Origin of the sequence: Paucibacter soli, assembly GCF_037482845.1 — a bacterium.
GTDB lineage: Bacteria > Pseudomonadota > Gammaproteobacteria > Burkholderiales > Burkholderiaceae_C > Paucibacter_B > Paucibacter_B soli.
On sequence record NZ_JBBHJW010000001.1, the window covers coordinates 535,313 to 556,846 of the forward strand.

Below are 21,534 nucleotides of genomic sequence, written 5' to 3' on the forward strand. Positions count from 1 at the left end.
AATCAGTGCGAGAGGACCCACTCCGCCAGGTTCTTCACGTCAGCGGCATCCTTGGCCTTGACGACCTTGTGCTCCTCTTCGTGCCCATCCGGGAACTTCGCCTTCTGAGCGGTCGTCAGGTGCTTGGTGAGCTGATCCACGGCATCGGGCTTGCCCCTGTACTTGGCCGCGGTCTCCTTGAAAGACGGGCCGTCCTTGGCCTTTTCTGTACCATGGCATTTCAGGCAGTTGTTCTGCCTGGCCAGGGCCTTCGCGGCATCGGCATCGACGGCATGCGCCGGTTGGGGCACGGCAAAGGCGGCGGCGACCAGGGCGCACAAGGCCCAGCGCGGTGAGAGGCTCTTGGAGTTCATCTTCACCCTTTCAATGCTTGTGACAAGCGCCGAGCGCCGCGCTGCATGAAGCAGGCGCGCACCCATCAGCGTGGCAAGCCTAACGGGCAGATGAGATTCTTGCACTTGATCCAACGCAAGTGCGAACGGGATGGGGCTGCAAAGCAACACCCACCCCGGGATCACGCTCAGGAGCCGGCGCGCTTTGCCAGGATCTCGAAGGCTGGCAGGGTCTTGCCCTCCAGCACCTCCAGGAAGGCGCCACCGCCGGTGGAGATATAGCCGACCTGCTTTTCGATGCCGTACTTGGCAATCGCCGCCAGCGTGTCGCCACCCCCTGCGATCGAGAACGCCGCGGACGCGGCAATGGCGCGCGCAATCGTCTCGGTGCCATGGGCAAAGGCGTCGAACTCGAACACGCCCACCGGACCATTCCAGACAATGGTGCCGGCGGCCTTGAGCTGCTCGGCCAGCTGCGCGGCGGTCTGTGGGCCGATATCGAGGATCAGGTCGTCCTCGGCCACCTCGGCCACCGGCTTCACGGTGGCCTCGGCATCGGCGGCAAAGCGCTTGGCCACCACCACGTCGACCGGAATGGGCACGGCGGCACCGCGCGCCTTCATACCCTCGATCACCGCCTTGGCCTCGGCCACCAGATCCGGCTCGGCGAGTGACTTGCCGATCGGCAGACCGGCCGCCAGCAGGAAGGTGTTGGCGATGCCGCCACCCACGATCAGGCCATCGACCTTCTCGGACAGGGCTTTCAAGATGGTCAGCTTGGTCGAGACCTTGGAGCCAGCCACGATCGCGACCAGCGGCCGCTTGGGCTGGGCCAGCGCCTTGCTGATGGCGTCGAGTTCGGCCGCCAGCAAGGGGCCGGCGCAGGCTTTCTTTGCGAACTGGGCGATGCCATAGGTCGTGCCCTCGGCGCGGTGCGCGGTGCCGAAGGCATCGTTCACATAGATATCGCACAGCGCGGCCATCTTCCTGGCCAGCTCTTCGCTGTTCTTCTTCTCGCCCTTGTTGACGCGGCAGTTCTCCAGCAGCACCAGCTGGCCGGGCGCCACGCTCACGCCGTCGACCCAGTTGGCCAGCACCGGCACCTCGCGCCCCATCAGCTCGCCCAGGCGCATGGCGATCGGTGCGAGCGAATCCGCGGGCTTGAACTCCCCTTCCGTGGGGCGGCCAAGATGCGAGGTCACCATCACGGCGGCACCGGCCTTGAGGGCCAGCTCGATGCAGGGGATGGAGGCGCGGATGCGCGTGTCTTCGGTGATGTTGCCGGCATCGTCCTGCGGCACATTCAGGTCGGCACGGATGAAGACACGCTGTCCGGCCACTTGGCCGGCAGCAACCAGATCGGAGAAACGCAGGACGTTCATGATGGGCTTGCTTGGTTGGTAATCAGGGCGGCGCGCCAGCGGCGTCGCAGGCCGCTAGCTTACCAACCCAGGCCCAGGCGCAAGGCCAGCATCACCGCGGTGCCGCTCACGATGGTGCCGAGAATGCCGCGCTTCCAGAAGAAATAGGCCGTGCCCACGGCCACCGCGAACAGGCGCGCATCCTGCCAGGTCGACAGCAGCTGACCTTTGGTCAGCACGATCTCGGGCACGATGACGGCCGCCAGCGCCGCCAGCGGCGCATAGCGCAGGCCCTGCTTGGCCCAGTCGGGCATGGGCAGCTCTCGCTTGGAAAGAAGAAAGAAACCCCTGGTCAGCAGCGTGATCAGCGCCAGGCCCAGGATGCCCAGTGCTGTTTCCCAACTGCTCATCTGCCTGCCTCCGGCTTGGGTGCATCAGGTTTCCAGTGGTCCAGCAAGAGGCCGACGGCCACCGCCGCCGCAATCGCCACCACGATATTGAGCCGCAGCGGCAGCGCGTAGGCGGCCACCGCCGCGCAGCCCGCCACGCCCGCCGAGATCCAGGACTTGCCCGAGGACAGCAGCGAGTAAGTCAGGCCCAACAGCGCCAGCACGCCGGCAAAGCCCAGGCCCCATTCGGTGGGCACGCGGTCGGCCAGCAGGATGCCGGCGATCGACGGCAGTTGCCAGGCGCTCCAGTTCAGCGTCACACCGCCCCAGTAATAGGGCTGCTGCGCCTCGCGTTCGAGCTGCGGGTCAGGAAAACGCCGCATGAAGGCGACGTAGTTCAGGTCGGCCGCGAAATAGCTCAGGGTCAGGCGTTGCCAGCGTGGCAAATGCCCGAAATAGAGGCGCCATTGCGCGCTGAAGATCACGAAGCGCAGATTGACGCAAAAGGCCGTGGCCCACAGCACCCACAGCGGCGCGCCACCGGCGATCAACGGCAGGGCGGCGAGCTGCGAGCTGCCGGCAAACACGATCAGGCTCATCAGCAGGGATAACCACAGCGACAGCCCGCTCTTCACCATCGCCACGCCGGTCACCAGCCCCCAGGCCGAGATGCCCAAGACGATGCCCAGCATCTCTCGCGCGCCGCGGCGGAATTCGGGATGACGCCACTGCGCCCAAGGAAAAAAGCCCATGCGACGATTGTCGTATGGGCTCAGACGCTGTGCCGTCGCCGCGACCTGCGGCGTGCGAGCTGCGCTCAGTTGCTGAGCTTGCGCACCGTGCCGCTGCCGGCCGTGTGCATGCTGATCTCGGGGTTGCCCAGATAGCTGACCCCGCCCGAACCGGCGATCGAGATGTCCAGCTTCTTATTGGCCTGCACGATCACATCGCCGCTGCCGGCGATGCGCACCTTGGCATCCTCGGCCACCAGGCCGCGCGCCTTCACATCGCCGCTGCCCGAGACCGAGACGTTGAGATTGCCGGCGCGGCCACTGGCCACGATGTCGCCGCTGCCGGCGATCTTGAGCGCCAGGCGCTCGGCGTTGAGCTCGTCGAAGCGGATGTCGCCGGAGCCGGCGATCGAGGCGTCGAGCTCGCCGGTCTTCATGGCCTCCACGCGCACATCGCCGGAGCCTGCGATGGCGACGGCGCGCAGCTGCGCCATGTCGATGCTGATCATGGGCGTGCTGCTGGCATGCAGCGAATAGCCGCGCTTGGGGCCGATCTCGAGCGTGCGGCCCTTGCTACCGTCCACCACCTTGGTTTCAAGGTAAGGCAGCAGGTTTTTGTCGGTCTTGACCTCGACCTTGTGGGCACTGCTCTGGCGCACCTGCACCTTGAAGCCGCCAGTGACCGAGATGGCGTCGAAGCTGCCGAGTTCGCGGGTCTCGGTGCCCAGTTCGCCCGAGCCAGTCACGCGCTCGGAGCCGATGTTCCAGCTCCAGGCCTGGGCCGAGCCCAGGGCGGCCAGGCCGGCGGCGGTGATCAGGGTCAGGGCGGCGAAACGACGGGTGCTGTGCATGATGGGCTCCATATGAATCTGGTGCCGCGCATCATGCATGCCATGCGCCGCGAGCGGCCATCACGAATCGACCAAGTGCAGGCCGGCGGGTGCCAGCTGCAGGAAATGCGCCCCCCGCCATCAATGCTTGGCCTTGGCGCCCTTGCCTTCCTTGGCGGGGCTGGCCTTGTCGTCGACCTTCTCGGCCTTCTCAGGCTCGCCCTCGCCCGGCTTGACGCTGCCCGGCCGCGGCACCACCGGCGCCACGCCCTCAAGCTTGTTCTCGCGCATGTACTCGTCCATCTCCTTCCAGCCGGCGAACACCGCCGCCTTCTGGGCCTTGGGGTTGAGGGTGTAGCAGTCCTCGATGGCGCGCAGGGCGTGGCGGCAGGCACTGCCCACGGCCTTGCCCTCGGCCTCCTTGGCGGCGGCCAGCTTGGCCGGATCTTCGATGCCCAGTTGGTCGCAGGCCGCCAGGCTGGCGAGCAGGGGCAGCAGCAGAAGGAGTCGCTTCATCCCGGAGCTATCGGCTGTTGCGGTGCCGGTCTTGAGCGTGCATTCAGCGCGGCGCCATCGCCAGCAGGCGCGCCACGCGCTCCTCGGTGGCCGGATGGGTGCTGAACAAGCCCTTGATGCCCTCGGTCGAGAGCGGGTTCATGATCATCATCTGCGCCGTTTCCGGGTGCGCCTCGGCCGGGCCCAGCGGTATGCCGCGGGCATAGCGCTGGATTTTGTCGAGCGCCGCGGCCAGTGCGCGCGGGTCGCCCGAGATCTCGGCGCCGCCGCGGTCGGCCTCGAACTCGCGCGCGCGGCTGATCGCCATCTGGATCAGGCTGGCGGCGATGGGCGCCAGAATCATCACCAGCATGGCGACGATGGGGTTGGTCTGGCGACCCTCGGAATCGCGCCCGCTGAAGAACATCGCGAAATTGGCCAGCATCGAGATCGCGCCGGCCATGGTGGCGCTGATGGTGGAGATCAGGATGTCGCGGTGCTTCACATGCGCAAGTTCGTGCGCCATCACGCCGCGCAGCTCGCGCTCGGAAAGCACCCGCATGATGCCGGTGGTGGCGGCCACGGCTGCATGCTCGGGGTTGCGCCCGGTGGCAAAGGCGTTCGGTGCCTCTTCGTCGATCACATAGACGCGCGGCATCGGCAGTTCGGCCTTGGCAGCCAGCTCGCGCACCATCGCGTAGAACTGCGGCGCCGAGGTTTCGTCCACCTCCTGCGCGTTGTACATCTTCAGCACCATCTGGTCGGAGAACCAGTAGCTGAAGAAGTTCATGCCCAGCGCCACCACAAACGCCAGCATCATGCCGCTACGCCCGCCCAGCAGCGCGCCGATCGCCATGAACAGGGCGGTGATGGCAGCCATCAGGATGGCCGTCTTCATGATGTTGAACATCGTGGTCTCTGCGTCGGAGTGGCTGGAGCCGCTTAGGTGATGGTCAGACTGCGGATTTCAAGCGCTCGCCCGGATGCACCGGGCGCGCCTGCAAAAAGGCCGCCACCGGCAGGCGCTTGCCGCCGGCGCGCTGCAACTCGGTAAGGCGCAGCGCCTGCTCGCCGCAGGCCACCACCAGGCCGGCGGCGTCGGCGGCCAGCACCTCGCCGGGCGCGCCACGCCCCGCGCAGACCTCGGCGCGCCAGATCTTCAGCGCCTCGTCGCCCAGCTGGCTGAGGCCGCCGGGAAAGGGGTCGAAGGCGCGCAGGCGGCGCTCGATCTGCACGGCCGGCGCCGACCAGTCGATCTGGCTCTCGGCCTTCTCGATCTTGTGCGCATAGCAAACGCCCGCCTCGGGCTGGGGCTGCGCATGCAAGCCGCCGCGGGCCGCCAGCTCCAGCGCCGCGACGATCAGCCGCGCGCCCTGCGCCGCCAGCTTGTCGTGCAGGCTGGCGGTGGTGTCGCTAGCGGCGATCGGCAGGCTCTCGGTCAGCAGCATGGCGCCGGTATCCAGGCCCGCATCCATCTGCATGATGGTGATGCCGGTCTCGGCATCGCCGGCCTCGATGGCGCGATGGATGGGCGCGGCGCCGCGCCAGCGCGGCAGCAGCGAGCCATGAATATTCAGGCAGCCCAGGCGCGGCAGGTCCAGCACCCATTGCGGCAGGATCAAGCCGTAGGCCGCCACCACCATCACGTCGGGGCGCGCGTCCAGCAAGGCCTGGCGTGCGGCCGCGGCCTCGTCGGGGTGCTTGCCGTCCAGCCTCAGGCTGATGGGTTGCGCCAGCTTGATGCCATGCTGCAGCGCCAGCTGCTTCACCGCCGAGGCCTGCAGCTTCATGCCGCGGCCGGCCGGGCGGTCCGGCTGGGTCAGCACCAAGGGCACATCAAAACCGGCCGCCAGCAGCGCCGCCAGCGCGCTGGCGGCGAACTCCGGGGTGCCGGCGAAGGCGACGCGCATGCCGACCATCAGCGGCCGCGCCCCTGCTCTTCGCGGGCCTTCTTGATCAGCTTGGTCTTGATGCGCTCGCGCTTGAGCGGGCTCAGGTATTCGACGAACACCTTGCCCATCAGATGGTCCATCTCATGCTGCACGCACACCGCCAGCAGGCCCTCGGCGTCGAACTCGTGCGGCTGGCCATCGCGACCCAGGGCGCGCACCGTGACGCGGCTGTGGCGCGGCACCTTGTCATAGATAGTGGGCACCGACAGGCAGCCCTCCTCGCCCTCGGTGAAGTCGGCGCTGGTGGCGATCAGCTCGGGGTTGATGAGCACGCGCGGCTTGTTGCGGTCCTCCGAGGTGTCTATCACGACCACGCGCTCATGCACGTCCACCTGGGTGGCGGCCAGGCCCACGCCCTCGGCCGCATACATGGTTTCCAGCATGTCGTCGACGAGCTGGCGGATGCGCTCGTCCACCTCGGCCACGGGCTTGGCCACGGTGTGAAGGCGGGGGTCGGGATAACGGAGGATGTTCAGTTTGGCCATAGTGGCTTCCATGCGCGCCTTGTGGACGCCGCACAACGTCTGTTTGTAAGTGCTTGCAAGAGCGCCGGGGCGCCCACCGCTTTCATTGCGACCACCCCGGAATGGGGGCAGAATCGCCGCGAGCCGAGGCGGCATTTTCGCCGATCCGCGCGTGCGCCGCCTGCACCTGCAAAAAACGCCCTGCAATGACGATAGAAAGGCAGCCCTTGAGCTCCCACGCAAGACTCACTGCCGGCCTGCTTGGCCTGAGCATCTGCATCGCCAGCGGCCCTGGCCACGCGACCAACTATCCCATCACCCCCGAGCAACGCGACACCGCGCAACGCGTGGCCGACGCCGGCGTGCCGATTTCCGAGCTGGCGCCTGGCGCGCCGGACTCGCACACCGTCAAGCCCGGCGACACGCTGTGGGACATCTCCAAGCTCTTCCTCGCCAGCCCATGGCGCTGGCCCGAGCTCTGGGGCATGAACCGTGACCAGGTCAGCAACCCGCATTTGATCTACCCGGGTCAGGTCTTGCTGCTGGTGAAGAGCAATGGTCGCGCGCGGCTGGAGCTGGCGCGTTCGATGACCGACACCGCGGCCGTGGCGGCCGGCACCACCAAGCTGTCGCCACGGGTGCGCAGCAGCCGCCTGGAAGACAACCCGATCACGGCGATCCCCCAGCATCTGATCGAACCCTTCCTGACCGATGCGGTGGTGTTCGACACCAACGAGCTGGCGCTGGCGCCGCGCATCGTGGCCACGCCCGAGGGCCGCGTGCTGGTGACGCGTGGCGACCTCGCCTATGCGCGCGGCGAACTGGTGCAGGGCGGCGAGTACCGCGTGTTTCGCAACACCACGCCGCTGCGCGATCCGGCCAGCAAGGAAATCCTCGGCTACGAGGCGCCGTTCCTGGGCACGGCGGACATGCTGAGGCCAGGCCGCGAGGGCCCGGACGCCAACGGCAAGGCTGAAATCGTGCCGGCGACCCTGAGCATCCGCACCGCCAGGCAGGAGATGGGCGAGGGCGACCGCCTCTCGCTGGTGCCGCCTCGCAATTTCGAGCGTTATGTGCCGCATTCGCCGGCCCAGCCGGTGTCGGGCCAGGTCATCTCCATCTATGGCGACGCGCTCACCGCCGGCCAGAACCAAATCGTTGCGATCAACCGCGGCAAGCAGGACGGCATGGAGCGCGGCCATGTGCTGGCGCTCTGGCAGGCCGGCCGCATCGCGCGCGACAAGACCGGCGACAAGCCTCAGGAAATCCGCCTGCCCGACGAACGGCATGGCCTGCTGTTCGTGTTCCAGGTCTACCAGCGCGTGTCCTATGCGCTGATCGTCTCGGTCAAGGACCCGGTGGCGCCCGGCGACCGTTTCAGCCAGCCCTGAGGCCCGCGCGCCCATCGCGTCGCCACCATGGACCGCGATGAGCTGTGCGCCTGGTTGCAGCTGCTGGAGACGCCCGAGCTGGGGCGTGCGAGCGTGCGCCGCCTGCTGGCAGGCCTGGGCAGCCCCCAGGCGGTGCTGGCGGCCGGCCCACTGGCCTGGGCCGCGCTGGTCCGGCCCGAGCTGGTGCAGGCGCTGCAACAGCCGCCGCCGCAGCTGCCCGAACTGCTGGAGCGGACGCTGGCCTGGCTGGCCGGCGACGCGCGCCGCAGCCTGCTCTGCCTGGGCGACGCCGACTATCCCCTGCCCCTGCTGAACAGCCCCGATCCGCCGCTGCTGCTCTATCTACAGGGCCGGCGCGCGCTGCTGGGCAGCGACGCGGTGGCCGTGGTCGGCAGCCGCCATCCCTCGCACCAGGGCCGCGACAACGCCCTGCGCTTCGCCGCTGCTCTGAGCGAGGCGGGCTACTGCATCGTCTCTGGCCTGGCCCTGGGCATCGACGGCGCCGCCCACGAGGGCGGGCTGAAGGGGCCGGGCAGCAGCATCGCGGTGCTGGGCACCGGGCTGCATGAAATCTATCCACGCCGCCACGTGGCCCTGGCGGAGCGGCTCAGCGAGCAGGGCCTGCTGGTGAGCGAATACGCGCTGGGCATGCCGGCCCTGCCCGCCAACTTCCCGCGCCGCAACCGCATCATTGCCGGGCTTGCGCGCGGCTGCCTGGTGGTGGAGGCCGCGCTGCAATCCGGCTCGCTGATCACCGCACGCCTGGCCAGCGAGGCCGGCCGCGAGGTGTTTGCCATTCCCGGCTCGATCCACTCGCCGCTCAGCCAGGGCTGCCATGCCTTGCTGCGCCAGGGCGCGGCGCTGGTGGAGAGCGCGCAGGAGGTGCTGGACGCGCTGGAGCCCAGCACCCGCCACAGCGCGGCGGCGGTGCTGCCCGCCCTGCACACGCCGCGCGCCGCCCTGGACGAGGCCGGCCTGGTGCTGGAGGCGATGGGCTATGACCCGGTGTCGCTGGATGCGCTGATGGCACGCGGCGGCTGGAGCGCTGCCCAGCTGAGCGCGCTGCTGCTGGATCTCGAATTGGCCGGTGCGGTGGCGCGCCTGCCGGGCGCGCTGTTCCAGCGCCGCGCGCAGGCCTGAAACAGGCAGGATTTGCGCAGCAAATGGCCGTTTCCGGCGCCCTTTGCGCACCATGGGGCTTTGGGGCCCTGGGTTATAGTGCGCCCATGTTTGACGTGCTCGTCTACCTCTACGAAACCTACTGGCGCCCGGACGCTTGCCCGGACCACGCCCAGCTGACGCGCAAGTTGTCGGCCGTAGGCTTCGAGACCGACGAGATCCAGGAGGCGCTCTCCTGGCTGGACGGGCTGGCCCATGCGGCCGAGTCCTACCAGGGCGAACAGGGCGTCACGAGCATGCGCGTCTACTCGGTCGACGAGCTCGACCATCTGGGCGAGGCCTCGGTGGGCTTCATCAGCTTCCTGGCTTCCGCCGGCGTGCTGCCGCCACCGATGCGCGAGATGGTGATAGACCGCGCCATGGCCATCCCCGGTGCGCCCATGGACCTGGAGGACCTGAAGATCATCGTGCTGATGGTGTTCTGGAGCCTGGGCGAGGAGCCCGACGCGCTGATCCTGGACGAACTCTTCGTCGCCCCCGAAGACCGCCTGATTCACTAGCCCGGAGGGCGATCAACTCACCAGCCGGCTCGGATCCACGTCCAGCTTGGCGAGCGCATTGCGCGTGGCGCGCACCGTCAGGGCCTCGTCCTGAGCAGGCAGCAACAGGCCAGCCTGCAGGAAGGCCGCCAGGCGATTCAGCTGGAACAGCACACCGCGCCCCTTGGGTGAGACGAACAGCGTGAGGCTGTGGCGCGCGCCGCGCCAGGCCAGTTGCACCGCCTCGTTGCGGCCGCGGTAGTCCAGCATGTACCAGCCGCCCACCTGCAGCTCATGGGCCCAGGCCAGCATCGCCGGCGTGGGCACAGAACCGCCCTCGGCAACCACTTCCAGGTCTTCGGTCTCATGGCTGGAGAGATCGCGCACCAGCGACTCGTTGAGTTCGCCCTCGCCCTCGGGCAGCAGGGCCTCCAGCGCCTCCAGCTGGCCCATCAGATCGTCCAGGCGTTCGCGCGGTATCGCCGCGGTCTTGGCGGTGAAGGCGGCGGCCAGGGCGTTGTTGAGGGCGCGGATATGCTGATCCTGCTTGTCGGTGGCCAGGCCCGCATGGCTCATGCCGTCGCGCAGGGTCTTGAGCAGAGGCGGCAAGCGGCGTATCACCTCGGCGCGCTCCTCGCGCGAGACCTTGGCGCTGGCCGACCAGATCAGGTCTGCGGCGGCGCGCTTCATCAGCTTGGTGTCCTCGGACTGCGGCCCGTGGCGCACCCCGCTGACGGCCAGCACATCGGCCCAGACCTGGAACAGGAATTCGCGCACCCCATCCTGCACCGGCACCTCGTTGAGCATCTTGCGCAGCTCGATGGTGTACTGGATCGCCATGGTCTCGCGCTGCTCGACCTGCTGGGCCAGCGAGACACCCTTGACCGAGGCCCGGTTCTCCTGCTCGAAGTAATGCGCGAGGAATTTCTCGAACTCGGTCAGCACGGTCTGGAACACGCGCCGGCCGGTATCGGGGTAGGCCTCGACCACCTGCACCACACGCTTGATCTCGCGCTCCAGCGCGTCGCCCACATCGCCCTGGGCGGCATTGAAGCCCATCACGCAGGCACCCATGCGGTCGATCAGGCGGCGCGCCGGATGGTCGGTGGTGGCAAAGAAGTCGGGCTCGGTGACGGCCACGCGCAGCACCGGCATCTGCAGGCGTGCAAACCAGACGCGCACCGACGCAGGAATGCGTTCCTCGGTGAGTATGCTCTGGAACAGCAGGGCCACCACCTCGATGGTGGCGCGCTCGGCCGGCGTGTCGGCCGCCTGCTTGAGCACCTGCTTGAAGGCCTGGTTGCGCGCCTTCAGGTCGTCCAGCACCTGCGGTGCGGTGTGCTTGGCGCTCTCGGCCGGCATCGGGCGGCGTTGCAGCGCGTCCTGCGCATGGTTGATGGCGGCGCTGAGGCGGGCCGACACCGTCACCATCGCCGGCGCGTCGGCGCTGTGAGCCGGCGCCGCTGCGGCCGCGCTCACCGCGGCCGCAGCACGCGGCAGCATGTCCGGCACATGGCGCGCCAGCACGCGTTGCAGCTGCGCCAGCACCTCCTCGGCCTGGGTAACGGACTGGCTGCGCGCCGCAGGCGCATCGGCGGGCATGGCCACAGCAGCGCGCCCGCCGACCTGGCCCGGCGCAGCGCCGCCGGCGCCAAAACCCGGCGTCCCGCCGGCCGCACTACGGCTGCGACGTATGAAGGGCCGCAGGTCCACCTCGGGCATGACCTGCTGGGTCACCAGCCAGCGATTCGTCTCGTGATAGGCCTCGCTGAGCAGCAGGCCCAGCTCTTCATGCAGACAGGGCTGCAGGAGCTGCCATTCCGAAGGGCCCAGGCCGGCACGCAGCCAGGCCTCCAGCACCACGCGCGAAATCACCTGTGCGCGCAGCAGATCGTGCGGCGGCAGGTCGTCGCTGTGCTCCAGCGCCTGCATGCGGGTGCGCAAATCGGTGTATTCCCAGGACGCCTTGTCCATCATCGCCAGCACCAGGCGCGAACCGGTGATCTCGCGTTCGATGGTGAGGTCGTCCACCAGGCTGAGCGTCTGCGCGCCGGTACTCATGGGCGCGGCGCCTGAGCCGGCCACGACGGCCTTGGGCTCGGCCACGCCATAGACCGCGGCATGACGCAGGCCGCTGACAAAACCGCTCTGCCAGGCCGGTCCCTGGCGCTGCCAGGCATTCACGGCATCGCGGCGCACCACCTGCAGGGCGTATTCCGCCGGCTGCAACTGCAGCTGCTGGGCTGCCTCGCCTAGCGCCTTGGCCACATGCGCCGCGCCGCGCACGAGGGCATCCAGATAGACGCGCCGCGCTTGCGTAGCCAGGGCTTTGGAACGGGCGTCGGCGGTCGGGGTCATTGAGTCAGGAAAGTGGCGGGAATTCGCTGCGGATCACTCTACACCAGCGCCCCGGCGTTCGGGTCGTCGGGATCTTCCTTGTTGAGCGGCACCTTCACCAGATCCTCGCGCTTGACCCCCAGCCACATCGCAATGGCGGCGGCCACGAACACCGACGAATAGATGCCGAACAGGATGCCGATGGTCAGCGCCACCGCGAAATAGTGCAGGGTCTGGCCGCCGAAGATCAGCATCGACAACACCATCAGCTGGGTGCAGCCGTGGGTGATGATGGTGCGGCTCATGGTGGAGGTGATGGCGTGATCGATCACCTCATGGGTGGTGAGCTTGCGGTATTTGCGGAAGGCCTCGCGCACCCGGTCGAAGATCACCACCGACTCGTTCACCGAATAGCCCAGCACCGCCAGCACCGCCGCCAGCACCGGCAGCGAGAACTCCCACTGGAAGAAGGCGAAGAAGCCCAGGATGATGACCACATCGTGCAGGTTGGCGATGATGCCGGCCAGCGCGAACTTCCACTCGAAGCGGAAGGCCAGGTAGATCATGATGCCGACCACGGTCACGGCCAGGGCCTTGGCCGCGTCGGCGGCCAGCTCGGCGCCCACCGAGGGCCCCACCACCTCGCTGCGCGAGAGCTTCACCGGCTCGGCGCCGTCGGCCTTGGCGCAGATCTGCTTGCTGACGGTCTCGCCCTGCTCGGTGACGCCCTGGCGTTGCGAGATGCTGCCGCCCTCGACCTTGCAGAGTTCGCCAAAGACGCGGTCCACCAGCACATCCTGCTTGATGTCGCCGCGCAGCGGCAGGCGGATCAGCACGTCGCGCGAGGTGCCGAAGTTCTGCACCTGCACTTCGCCAAAACCGAGCGACTCGATGTGCTCGCGGGTCTTGAGGATCTCGGCCGGATGCGAGTATTCGACCTCGACCACCGCGCCGCCGGTGAACTCGATGGAGAAGTGCAGGCCGCGCGTGATCAGGAAGAACACGGCAGCGGCAAAGGTCAGGAAGGAGATCGCGTTGAAGACCAACGCGTGCTTCATGAACGGGATGTCCCGCTTGATACGGAAGAGTTCCATGATTCGCTTTCTTAGGCCTGCGGGGCGTCCGTGGTGCCGGGCTCAGCGGCAGGCTTCCACACCTGCCCGATCGACACCGACTTGAGCTTCTTCTTGCCGCCGTACCAGAGGTTGACGAGGGCGCGCGAGAACATCACCGAGGAGAACATCGAGGTCAGGATGCCCAGGCAATGCACCACGGCAAAGCCCTTCACCGGGCCCGAACCGAAGGCCAGCAGGGCAATGCCGGCGATCAGCGTGGTGACGTTGGAGTCCAGGATGGTCGCGAAGGCACGCTCATAGCCAGCGTTGATCGCCACCTGGGGCGAGGCACCGCCGCGTAGCTCCTCACGCACGCGCTCGTTGATCAGCACATTCGAGTCAATCGCCATGCCCAGCACCAGCGCGATGGCGGCAATGCCAGGCAGCGAGAGCGTGGCCTGCAGCATCGACAGCACCGCCACAAGCAGCAGCAGGTTGAAGCCCAGCGCCAGCGTCGAGAACACGCCGAACAGCATGTAGTACAGGCACATGAACAGCGCCACCGCGGCAAAGCCCCAGATCACGCTGTTGATGCCCTTGTCGATGTTTTCCTTGCCCAGGCTGGGGCCGATGGTGCGCTCTTCGATGATGGTCATGGGCGCGGCCAGCGAACCGGCGCGCAGCAAGAGGGCCGTGTCGGCGGCTTCCTGCGTGGTCATTGCGCCCGAGATCTGGAAGCGATTGCCCAGCTCGCCGCGGATCGACGGCGCCGTCAACACCTCGCCCTTGCCCTTCTCAAACAGGATGATGGCCATGCGCTTGCCGATGTTCTCGCGCGAAACGTCCTTGATGATGCGCGCGCCCTTGGCATCCACCGTCAGGTGCACGGCGGGCTGCTGGTGCTCGTCGAAGCCGGGCTGGGCATCGCTCAGGTTATCGCCGGTCAGCACCACCTGGCGCTTCACGATCAGGGGCGCGCCGCCGCGCTCGGTGAAGCGCTCGGTGCCAAAGGGCACGGGGGCACTGCCCACCGCGGCCGCTTGGGCCTCGGTGCTGTCGTCCACCATGCGCAGCTCCAGCGTGGCGGTGCGGCCGATGATGTCCTTGGCCTTGGCGGTGTCCTGCACGCCGGGCAGTTGCACCACCACGCGGTCCAGACCCTGTTGCTGGATTACCGGCTCCGAGACGGCCAGTTCGTTCACGCGGTTGTGCAGGGTGGTGATGTTCTGGCGCAGCGCAGCTTCCTGCACCGCCACCATGGCCTTGGGCTTGAGCGCACCCGAAAGCTGCAGCTCGCTGCCCGCGCCCAGCGCGGTCCATTCCACCTCGGCCAGTTGCTCGCGCAGCAGCACGGCCGCCTTGTCGCGCAACTCGGCCTCGCGGAAGTTCACGATCACGTTATTGCCATCGCGGCTGATGCCGGCGTGGCGTATGCCCTTGTCGCGCAAGAGCGTGCGCAGGTCACCGGTGAGCGACTCGGCCTTCTTGGTGAGTGCGGACTTCATGTCCACCTGCATCAGGAAATGCACACCGCCGCGCAGGTCCAGGCCCAGATACATCGGGAAGGCATGCAGGCTGGACAGCCACTTGGGCGAGCGCGACACCAGGTTCAGCGCCACGATATAGGTGGGCTCGGCCGGGTCGGCGTTGAGCGCCTTGCTGATCGCGTCCTTGGCCTTGATCTGCACATCGGGGTCGGTGAAACGGGCGCGTACCGAGCTGCCCTCCAACTGCACAAAGTCGGGCTGGATGCCAGCATCCTTGAGCGCCTGTTCGATGCGGCCGCTCAGCGCGGCGTCCACCTTGACGGTGACCTTGGCGCTGGAGACCTGCACGGCCGGGGCCTCGCCGAACAGATTCGGCAGGGTGTAGATCAATCCGATCAGCAGCGCGACCAGCAGCAGCGCGTACTTCCACAGCGGATAACGGTTCATGAGGGCGTCCTCGGGAGGCCGATGGGCGCACCAGGCTGGTACGCCTCTGAATAAAGCCCGGCGCCATGTCTGGCATGGGCCGGGCTGGGAGAAGTCAATTCAAGAACAGGCCCGCAAGCGGCGGGCCGGGCCGGACTTTTTCTTACTTGACCGTGCCCTTGGGCAGCACCTGCACCACGGCCGAGCGCTGCACCTGCAGTTCCACGCCATTGGCCACTTCCAGGCTGACGATGGTCTCGCCCAGCTTGCTGACCTTGCCCAGCAGGCCGCCGGAGGTGACGATCTCGTCGCCCTTGGCGAGCGCGTCGATCATGGCCTTGTGTTCCTTCTGACGCTTCATCTGCGGACGAATCATCACGAAGTACAGCACCACGAACATCAGCACCAGGGGCAGCATGCCACCCAGCTGGCTCATCAGGTCGCCACCGGCCGCGGCAGCTGGGGCCGCTTGCGCATATGCATTCGAAATAAACACGTCGATATCCCTTTGGACTAGCTCCGCCCAGTCTGATGCAGGCGGAAGAACCGCGGATTGTAAGTGAGGCGGCGATTGCCGCACCCGCGATCCAAGCTGGGGTTGACAAGCCGCCATTCAAGCAATATTCTCCAAATATATTAACTTGCTTCCGAAAGCTGTCCCCATGAGCGCTCCCAACCTGCCCCGCTGGACCGGTGTATTCCCCGCCGTCACCACCAAGTTCACCGCCAACGAAGAGCTCGACATCGCCGAGATGGAGCGCCATTTCGAGTTCCAGATCGCCAGCGGCGTGGACGGCCTGGTGACCTGCGGCTCGCTGGGCGAGGCCAGCACGCTGACGCTCGAGGAGAAGCTGGAAGTGGCGGCGACCGCGCTGCGCGTGGCGAATGGCCGCGTGCCGGTGTTGGCCAATGTGTCGGAAACCAGCACCCGACAGGCGCTCAAGTATGTGGAAGGCTGCGCCCAGCTGGGCGTGCAGGGCCTGATGCTGATGCCGGCCGTGCTCTACCCTGCCGACACCCGCGAGGCCATGGCCAATGTGCGCACCGTGGCGAATGCCGCCGCCCTGCCCACCATGGTCTACAACAACCCGGTGTCCTACCGCGTCGATCTGAGGCCCGAGGACTTTGCCGAGCTGGCCGACTGCCCCTGGCTGGTGGCGATCAAGGAGTCCACCGACAACATCCGCCGCATCACCGACCTGCGCAATGTGGTGGGCACGCGCTACCAGCTCTTCATCGGCGTGGACGACCTCAGTTTCGAGGGCCTGGTGCTGGGCTGCGACGGCCTGCTGGCCGGCCTGTGCGATGCCTTCCCGGCCGAGACCGTGGCCATGTACAAGCTGATCCGGGCCAAGCGCTACGACGAGGCGCTCAAGCTCTACCAATGGTTCATGCCGCTGCTGCACCTGGATGTCTCCGCCAAGCTGGTGCAGAACATCAAGCTGGCCGAGGCCATGGCCGGCGTCGGCAACGAGCATGTGCGTCGCCCGCGCCTGCCCCTGGTGGGCGCCGAGCGCGAGCGCGTGCAGGCCATCATCCAGCGTGGCCTGGACACCCGGCCCAATCTGCAGGCGCTGTTTTGATTGAGCGTTTGCCCGCAGCGGGGTGGCACCCCGCTGCTGCGATGATGCCGGCATGAACGCCAAAGCCCTGACCAAAAAGCCCGCGACCAAAGTGACCGCTGCAGCTGCCGCTCCAGATGCCGACAAGCGCCGCTATGCCGACCAGGCCTACGACGCCATCGAATCGATGATCGCCACCCTGGTGTTGAAACCGGGCGCGCCCATCGTCGAGGCGGAGTTGATCGAGCGCACCGGCCTGGGCCGCACACCTACGCGCGAGGCCTTGATGCGCCTGGTGGCGAACGGCCTGATCGTGCAGCTGCCACGGCGCGGCCTGCTGGTAAGCGACATCCTGCTGGCCGAGCATCTGGACCTGCTGGAAGCACGCCGCGCGCTGGAGCGCCTGATCGCCACCAGCTCGGCACGCCGCGCCACACCGCCGCAGCGCGAGGCCCTGCTGCAATGCGCACAGGACATGCTGGATGCCGCCAAGCGCGGCGATCTGGCCGCCTATATGCAGGCCGACCAGGCGCTGGACCGCGTCAACCACGCGGCCTGCCGCAACCCCTTCGCGGTGGCCGCGGTGATCCCGATGGTGATCCAATGCCGGCGCTTCTGGGTCGCCTACCAGCACCAGGGCGACATCGGCGAGGGTGCGCGCTGCCATCTGCTGCTGGCGCGCGCCATCGCCGCAGGCAAGGGCGAGGAGGCCGCGGCCGCCAGCGACGCCCTGATGGACTATCTGCGCCAGTTTGCGCAGCAAGTGATTGAATGAATGAGTAGCAAGAGACCATGAGCCCCGCCCTGCCCACCCGCATCGTCGATTCCCATACCGGCGGCGAGCCCACCCGCATCGTGGTGTCCGGCGGCCCCGAGCTGGGCCAAGGCAGCATGGCCGAGCGGCTGCAGCGCTTCAGGACCGAGCACGACGCCTGGCGCGGCGCCCTGGTGAACGAGCCGCGCGGCTCGGACGTGATGGTGGGTGCGCTGCTGTGCGAGCCGGAGCTGCCTGACAGCGCCGCCGGCGTGATCTTCTTCAACAATGTCGGCACCCTGGGCATGTGCGGCCATGGCAGCATCGGCCTGATCGCCACCCTGGCCTATCTGGGCCGCATCAAGCCCGGCGTGCACAAGATCGAGACGCCGGTGGGCCGCATCAGCGCCGAGCTGCATGCCGACGGTCGCGTCAGCATCGCCAATGTGCCGGCCTATCGCCTGGCCAGGCGCGTGCCGGTCGAGCTGGACGGGCGCGTCTATCACGGCGACGTGGCCTGGGGCGGCAACTGGTTCTTTCTGTGCGAGGACCATGGGCTTGCGCTGACCCTGGCGCATGCCGAGCGCCTCACCGAATTTTCCTGGGCCATGCGGCAGGCCCTCGCGGCCCAGGACATCGCCGGCGCCGCCGGCGCCGAGATCGACCATATCGAGCTGATCGGCCCCGCCGTGGAGGCCGGCCACCAGGGCCGCAGCTTCGTGCTGTGCCCCGGCAAGGCCTACGACCGCTCGCCCTGCGGCACCGGCACCAGCGCCAAGATCGCCTGCCTGGCGGCCGATGGCAAGCTGGCGCCGGGCGCGCTGTGGCGGCAGGAAAGCGTGATCGGCAGCGTGTTCGAGGCCAGCTACCGGCTCGACGAGCAGGGTCAGGTCTTGCCGACCATCACCGGCCGTGCCCATGTGAACCTGGACGCGACCCTGGTGTTCCAGCCCGGCGACCCGTTCGCCTGGGGCATCCCGCAGCGGTGAGGTCGGCAGACGTCCTCATCGTCGGCGGCGGCATTGTCGGCGCCGCCTGCGCACGCGAATACGCGCGCCAGGGACTGAGCGTGGCGGTGATCGAGCAAGGCGCCATCGGCGGCGGCGCCAGCGCCGCATCCATGGGCCATCTGCTGGTGGTCGATGCCGAGGACGGCGGCGACGCCAGCGAGTTCCAGCTCTCGCGGCGCTCGCTGCGGCTGTGGCAGGACTGGCTGGACGAAGCGCCGGCCCATGCCGAGCTGGCCGAGCATGAGCGTTGCGGCACGCTGTGGATCGCCGCCGACGCCGAGGAACTCGCGCTGGCCGAGCGCAAGCGCGCCTGGCTGGCGGCACAAGGCCTGGCGGCCGAACTCGTGGATGCAGCGGAGCTGATGCGGCTGGAGCCCTTGCTGCGCCCAGGCCTGGCCGGCGCCCTGCGCATCGCGGGCGATGCGCGCGTCTACCCGCCCAAGGTAGCAGCCGCCTGGTTGCAGCAGGCCAGGGCGCAGCTGATACGCGGCGAGGTCACGGCCATCGACGGCGCGAGCCTGCGCCTGGCCGACGGCCGCACGCTATGGGGCGCCATGGTGGTGCTATGCGCGGGCCTGGCCAGCCAGCGCTTTCTGCCGCCCGGCTGGCTCTTGCCCAAGAAGGGCCAGCTGGCCATCACCCAGCGCGCGCCCGTGGCGCTACGCCATCAGCTGGTGGAGCTGGGCTATATCAAGAAGGCGCACCTGGTGGCCGAGGACACGGTGTCCTTCAATGTGCAGCCGCGCCCCGGCGGCCAGTTGCTGATTGGTTCATCGCGCCAGGTCGGCCGCAGCGATGCGCCGCTGGACCTGGCGATGCTGCGCCGCATGCTGCGATGCGCGGCCGACTATCTGCCCGGCCTGCCCGAGCTGAGCCTGTTGCGCTGCTGGAGCGGCATCCGGCCGGCCAGCGCCGACGGCCAACCCCTCATCGGCGCCCACCCCGAGCTGGCGCGCGTGTGGCTGGCCACCGGGCACGAGGGCCTGGGCATCACCACCTCGCTGGCCAGCGCCGAGTTGCTGGCCGACCTGAGCCTGGGCCGCACGCCGCAGCTGAGTCCGCGCCCTTACGAGCCATCGAGGTTTGTCGCATGAAGCTGTTCATCAATGGCCAGCCGACCGAGGTGCCCGCGGGCGTGACGGTGGCCGCCGCGCTCGCGCAAGCGGGCCAGGGCGCCACGCGCCGCTCGCTCAGCGGCCAACCGCGCCAGGCTTTTTGCGGCATGGGCGTGTGCCAGGAATGCCGCGTGCGCATCGACGGCCAGCCCGAGCGCCTCGCCTGCATGAGCCTGGCGGTCGAGGACATGCGAGTGGAGACGCTGACATGAGCAAGCAGCTGCAGGCCGATGCCATCGTGGTAGGCGCCGGGCCGGCCGGCATCGCGGCCGTGGCCCGCCTGCTGCCGGCCGGGCGCCGCGTGATCTGGGTCGACGAACAGCCGCGCCCGGGCGGCCAGATCTGGCGCGGCACCGCCCTGCCCCGGGTCGATGCGCTGCGCCAGCATCCAGGGCTCAGCTACCTGCCCGGCCATGCGGTGGTGGCGGCCGAAAGCCCGCAGGAGCTGCTGCTGCACGCAGCGGCCGGCCAGCAAACGCTACACGTGCGCGCGCCACAGCTGCTGCTGGCACTGGGCGCGCGCGAGCGCATGCTGCCCTTCCCCGGCTGGACCCTGCCCGGCGTGCATGGCGCGGGCGGCCTGCAGGCCCTGGTCAAGGGGGGCTGGCCGATCGCCGGCCGGCGCGTGCTGCTGGCCGGGTCGGGCCCGCTGCTGCTGGCCAGCGCGGCCACCCTGCGCGCCGCCGGCGCCAAGCTGCTGGGCATTTATGAGCAGGCCCCGCGCGGCGCGCTGGCCCGCTTTGCCGTCGGCCTGCCGCCGGGCAAGATGGCGCAGGCCCTGGGCCTGGGCTGGCGCTTGCGCGGCCTGCCCTACGCCGCTGGCTGCTGGCCGCTGCGCGCGCTCGGCGAGGGCAAGCTCGAGGCCGTGCTGCTGACGGACGGACGACGCGAGTGGACGCAGGCCTGCGACGCGCTGGGCGTGGGCTTCGGCCTCTTGCCCAATACCGAGCTGGCCGAGCTGCTGGGCTGTGCCCTGCAGGACGGCGCGATCGCCGTGGACGCCGCGATGCAGACCTCGCTGCCGGGCGTGTTTGCCGCCGGCGAATGCACCGGCTTCGGCGGCGTCGACAAGGCCAGCCTGGAGGGCGAGATGGCGGCCGCGGCGATGCTGGGGCAGGCGCTCCGGCCCTATGCCCGTCGCCATGCCGGCCAGCTCGCCTTCGCGCGCCGGCTCGTGCGGCATTTCGCGCTGCGCCCCGAGCTGCTGCAGCTGGCCGACGCCAAGACCCTGATCTGCCGCTGCGAGGACGTGACGCTGGGCGCCCTCAAGTCCTGGCCGCAGTGGCGCGACGCCAAGCTGCAGACGCGCTGCGGCATGGGCGCCTGCCAGGGCCGCATCTGCGGGCCCATCACGCAAACCCTGCTGGGCTGGCCCGAGGCGAGTGGCGGGCGCGGCACGCGCGCGCCGCTGCAGCCGGTGCCGCTGCGCTGCCTGATGGACGATTGATCAGGAAACCGGCTTCTTGGCCGCGCCCAGATAGGTCTCGATCACGCGCGGGTCATTCGCCAGCTCGCTGGCCTTGCCCTCCAGCCCGATCTCGCCGGTCTCCAGCACATAGCCGTAGTCGGCCACTTCCAGCGCGGCGCGGGCGTTCTGCTCAATCAGCAGGATGCTCACGCCGGTATCGCGCAGGCGCGCGACGATGCGGAAGATCTCCTTGACGATGAGCGGCGCCAGGCCCAGGCTGGGCTCGTCCAGCATCAGCACCTTGGGCCTGGCCATCAGGGCGCGGCCCACCGCCAGCATCTGGCGCTCGCCGCCCGAGAGCGTGCCCGAGAGCTGCTCGCGGCGCTCCTTCAGGCGCGGGAACAGGGCGTAGACCTTTTCCAGTTCCTCGCGCCAATCCCGCTGGCCCAGGCGCATCGGGCGGTAGCCGCCGAGCACCAGGTTGTCCTCCACGCTCATGCTGCCGAAGAGCTCGCGCTTCTCGGGCACCAGGGCCAGGCCGCGCATCACGCGCTCTTCCAGGCTCAAGGCGCTGATGTCCTGGCCGTCCAGCAAGACCTGACCCCGGGCGGGCAGCACGCCCATCAAGGCGTTCAGCGTGGTGCTCTTGCCGGCCCCGTTGGGGCCTATCACCGTCACCACGCTGCCCTCTGGCAGCGCCAGGTTCAGGCCCGTCAAGACCTCGGCGCGGCCGTAGCCGGCATGCAGGTCGCGTACTGTCAGCAGTTCATTTGCCAT

General features: G+C 68.5%; 23 protein-coding genes. 9 read left to right on the forward strand and 14 right to left on the reverse strand.

The window, feature by feature from the left end; genetic code table 11:
* Nucleotides 1-2: 2 nt before the first annotated feature.
* The 9 genes from WG898_RS02435 to def form a co-directional block, all read right to left on the reverse strand.
* A complete protein-coding gene (locus WG898_RS02435) occupies nt 3-419 on the reverse strand; it encodes a c-type cytochrome (RefSeq protein WP_339601192.1) in 417 nt (138 codons plus the stop codon).
* A 101-nt stretch (nt 420-520) separates the two neighbouring features.
* A complete protein-coding gene (locus tag WG898_RS02440; protein WP_339601193.1) occupies nt 521-1,714 on the reverse strand; it encodes a phosphoglycerate kinase in 1,194 nt (397 codons plus the stop codon).
* Between the two features lie 59 nt (nt 1,715-1,773).
* Nucleotides 1,774-2,103 (reverse strand): AzlD domain-containing protein, encoded by a 330-nt coding sequence (locus tag WG898_RS02445; protein ID WP_339601194.1) that lies wholly within the window; start codon nt 2,101-2,103, stop codon nt 1,774-1,776.
* Nucleotides 2,100-2,834 carry an AzlC family ABC transporter permease gene (locus tag WG898_RS02450; RefSeq protein WP_339601195.1) on the reverse strand — a complete coding sequence of 245 codons (735 nt, stop codon included), beginning with the start codon at nt 2,832-2,834 and terminating at the stop codon, nt 2,100-2,102. Before WG898_RS02450 ends, WG898_RS02445 begins: the two co-directional genes overlap by 4 nt.
* 65 nt (nt 2,835-2,899) lie before the next feature.
* Nucleotides 2,900-3,664 carry a head GIN domain-containing protein gene (locus tag WG898_RS02455; protein ID WP_339601196.1) on the reverse strand — a complete coding sequence of 255 codons (765 nt, stop codon included), beginning with the start codon at nt 3,662-3,664 and terminating at the stop codon, nt 2,900-2,902.
* Nucleotides 3,665-3,784: 120 nt separating this feature from the next.
* Nucleotides 3,785-4,159 (reverse strand): hypothetical protein, encoded by a 375-nt coding sequence (locus WG898_RS02460; protein WP_339601197.1) that lies wholly within the window; start codon nt 4,157-4,159, stop codon nt 3,785-3,787.
* 43 nt (nt 4,160-4,202) lie between these two features.
* The gene (gene htpX / locus WG898_RS02465; protein ID WP_339601198.1) at nt 4,203-5,048 is read right to left on the reverse strand and encodes a zinc metalloprotease HtpX; all 846 of its coding nucleotides are present in this window, start codon (nt 5,046-5,048) and stop codon (nt 4,203-4,205) included.
* Nucleotides 5,049-5,091: 43 nt separating this feature from the next.
* Nucleotides 5,092-6,048, reverse strand: coding sequence for a methionyl-tRNA formyltransferase (fmt, locus tag WG898_RS02470; protein WP_339601199.1), 957 nt, complete (start codon nt 6,046-6,048; stop codon nt 5,092-5,094).
* An 8-nt stretch (nt 6,049-6,056) separates the two neighbouring features.
* Entirely contained in the window at nt 6,057-6,575 is a 519-nt protein-coding gene (gene def, locus WG898_RS02475; protein WP_339601200.1) for a peptide deformylase, read from the reverse strand.
* Nucleotides 6,576-6,760: 185 nt separating this feature from the next.
* Here def and WG898_RS02480 point away from each other — a divergent pair, with 185 nt between their 5' ends.
* The 3 genes from WG898_RS02480 to WG898_RS02490 all read left to right on the forward strand — a co-directional run bounded on the left by WG898_RS02480 (nt 6,761) and on the right by WG898_RS02490 (nt 9,624).
* Nucleotides 6,761-7,945 carry a LysM peptidoglycan-binding domain-containing protein gene (locus WG898_RS02480; RefSeq protein ID WP_444718896.1) on the forward strand — a complete coding sequence of 395 codons (1,185 nt, stop codon included), beginning with the start codon at nt 6,761-6,763 and terminating at the stop codon, nt 7,943-7,945.
* A 27-nt stretch (nt 7,946-7,972) separates the two neighbouring features.
* Nucleotides 7,973-9,085, forward strand: coding sequence for a DNA-processing protein DprA (gene dprA / locus WG898_RS02485; protein ID WP_339601202.1), 1,113 nt, complete (start codon nt 7,973-7,975; stop codon nt 9,083-9,085).
* Between the two features lie 86 nt (nt 9,086-9,171).
* Nucleotides 9,172-9,624, forward strand: coding sequence for a Smg family protein (locus tag WG898_RS02490; protein ID WP_285235147.1), 453 nt, complete (start codon nt 9,172-9,174; stop codon nt 9,622-9,624).
* A gap of 12 nt (nt 9,625-9,636) precedes the next feature.
* On the opposite strand, the gene WG898_RS02495 is transcribed toward WG898_RS02490, so the two are convergent.
* The 4 genes from WG898_RS02495 to yajC form a co-directional block, all read right to left on the reverse strand.
* Nucleotides 9,637-11,961: a DUF1631 family protein gene (locus WG898_RS02495; protein ID WP_339601203.1), complete on the reverse strand. Its 2,325-nt coding sequence runs from the start codon at nt 11,959-11,961 to the stop codon at nt 9,637-9,639.
* A gap of 38 nt (nt 11,962-11,999) precedes the next feature.
* Nucleotides 12,000-13,034 (reverse strand): protein translocase subunit SecF, encoded by a 1,035-nt coding sequence (gene secF, locus WG898_RS02500; RefSeq protein ID WP_285235145.1) that lies wholly within the window; start codon nt 13,032-13,034, stop codon nt 12,000-12,002.
* Between the two features lie 11 nt (nt 13,035-13,045).
* Entirely contained in the window at nt 13,046-14,929 is a 1,884-nt protein-coding gene (gene secD, locus WG898_RS02505) for a protein translocase subunit SecD (RefSeq protein WP_339601204.1), read from the reverse strand.
* A 142-nt stretch (nt 14,930-15,071) separates the two neighbouring features.
* A complete protein-coding gene (yajC, locus tag WG898_RS02510) occupies nt 15,072-15,404 on the reverse strand; it encodes a preprotein translocase subunit YajC (protein ID WP_285235143.1) in 333 nt (110 codons plus the stop codon).
* 166 nt (nt 15,405-15,570) lie between these two features.
* Here yajC and WG898_RS02515 point away from each other — a divergent pair, with 166 nt between their 5' ends.
* The 6 genes from WG898_RS02515 to WG898_RS02540 are packed head-to-tail and all read left to right on the forward strand — an operon-like array spanning nt 15,571 to nt 20,796.
* Nucleotides 15,571-16,491, forward strand: a complete 921-nt coding sequence (locus WG898_RS02515) for a dihydrodipicolinate synthase family protein (protein WP_339601205.1) — start codon at nt 15,571-15,573, stop codon at nt 16,489-16,491.
* 52 nt (nt 16,492-16,543) lie between these two features.
* Nucleotides 16,544-17,245 (forward strand): GntR family transcriptional regulator, encoded by a 702-nt coding sequence (locus WG898_RS02520; RefSeq protein ID WP_339601206.1) that lies wholly within the window; start codon nt 16,544-16,546, stop codon nt 17,243-17,245.
* Between the two features lie 17 nt (nt 17,246-17,262).
* Nucleotides 17,263-18,213, forward strand: coding sequence for a proline racemase family protein (locus WG898_RS02525; RefSeq protein ID WP_339601207.1), 951 nt, complete (start codon nt 17,263-17,265; stop codon nt 18,211-18,213).
* Nucleotides 18,210-19,328: an NAD(P)/FAD-dependent oxidoreductase gene (locus WG898_RS02530; protein WP_339601208.1), complete on the forward strand. Its 1,119-nt coding sequence runs from the start codon at nt 18,210-18,212 to the stop codon at nt 19,326-19,328. Before WG898_RS02525 ends, WG898_RS02530 begins: the two co-directional genes overlap by 4 nt.
* Entirely contained in the window at nt 19,325-19,561 is a 237-nt protein-coding gene (locus tag WG898_RS02535; RefSeq protein ID WP_339601209.1) for a 2Fe-2S iron-sulfur cluster-binding protein, read from the forward strand. Before WG898_RS02530 ends, WG898_RS02535 begins: the two co-directional genes overlap by 4 nt.
* Nucleotides 19,558-20,796, forward strand: a complete 1,239-nt coding sequence (locus WG898_RS02540) for an FAD-dependent oxidoreductase (protein WP_339601210.1) — start codon at nt 19,558-19,560, stop codon at nt 20,794-20,796. The genes WG898_RS02535 and WG898_RS02540 overlap by 4 nt, the downstream gene beginning before the upstream one ends.
* Here the strand turns inward: WG898_RS02540 and WG898_RS02545 are convergent, their stop codons facing one another.
* Nucleotides 20,797-21,534 carry an ABC transporter ATP-binding protein gene (locus WG898_RS02545; RefSeq protein WP_339601211.1) on the reverse strand — a complete coding sequence of 246 codons (738 nt, stop codon included), beginning with the start codon at nt 21,532-21,534 and terminating at the stop codon, nt 20,797-20,799. It lies immediately after the preceding gene.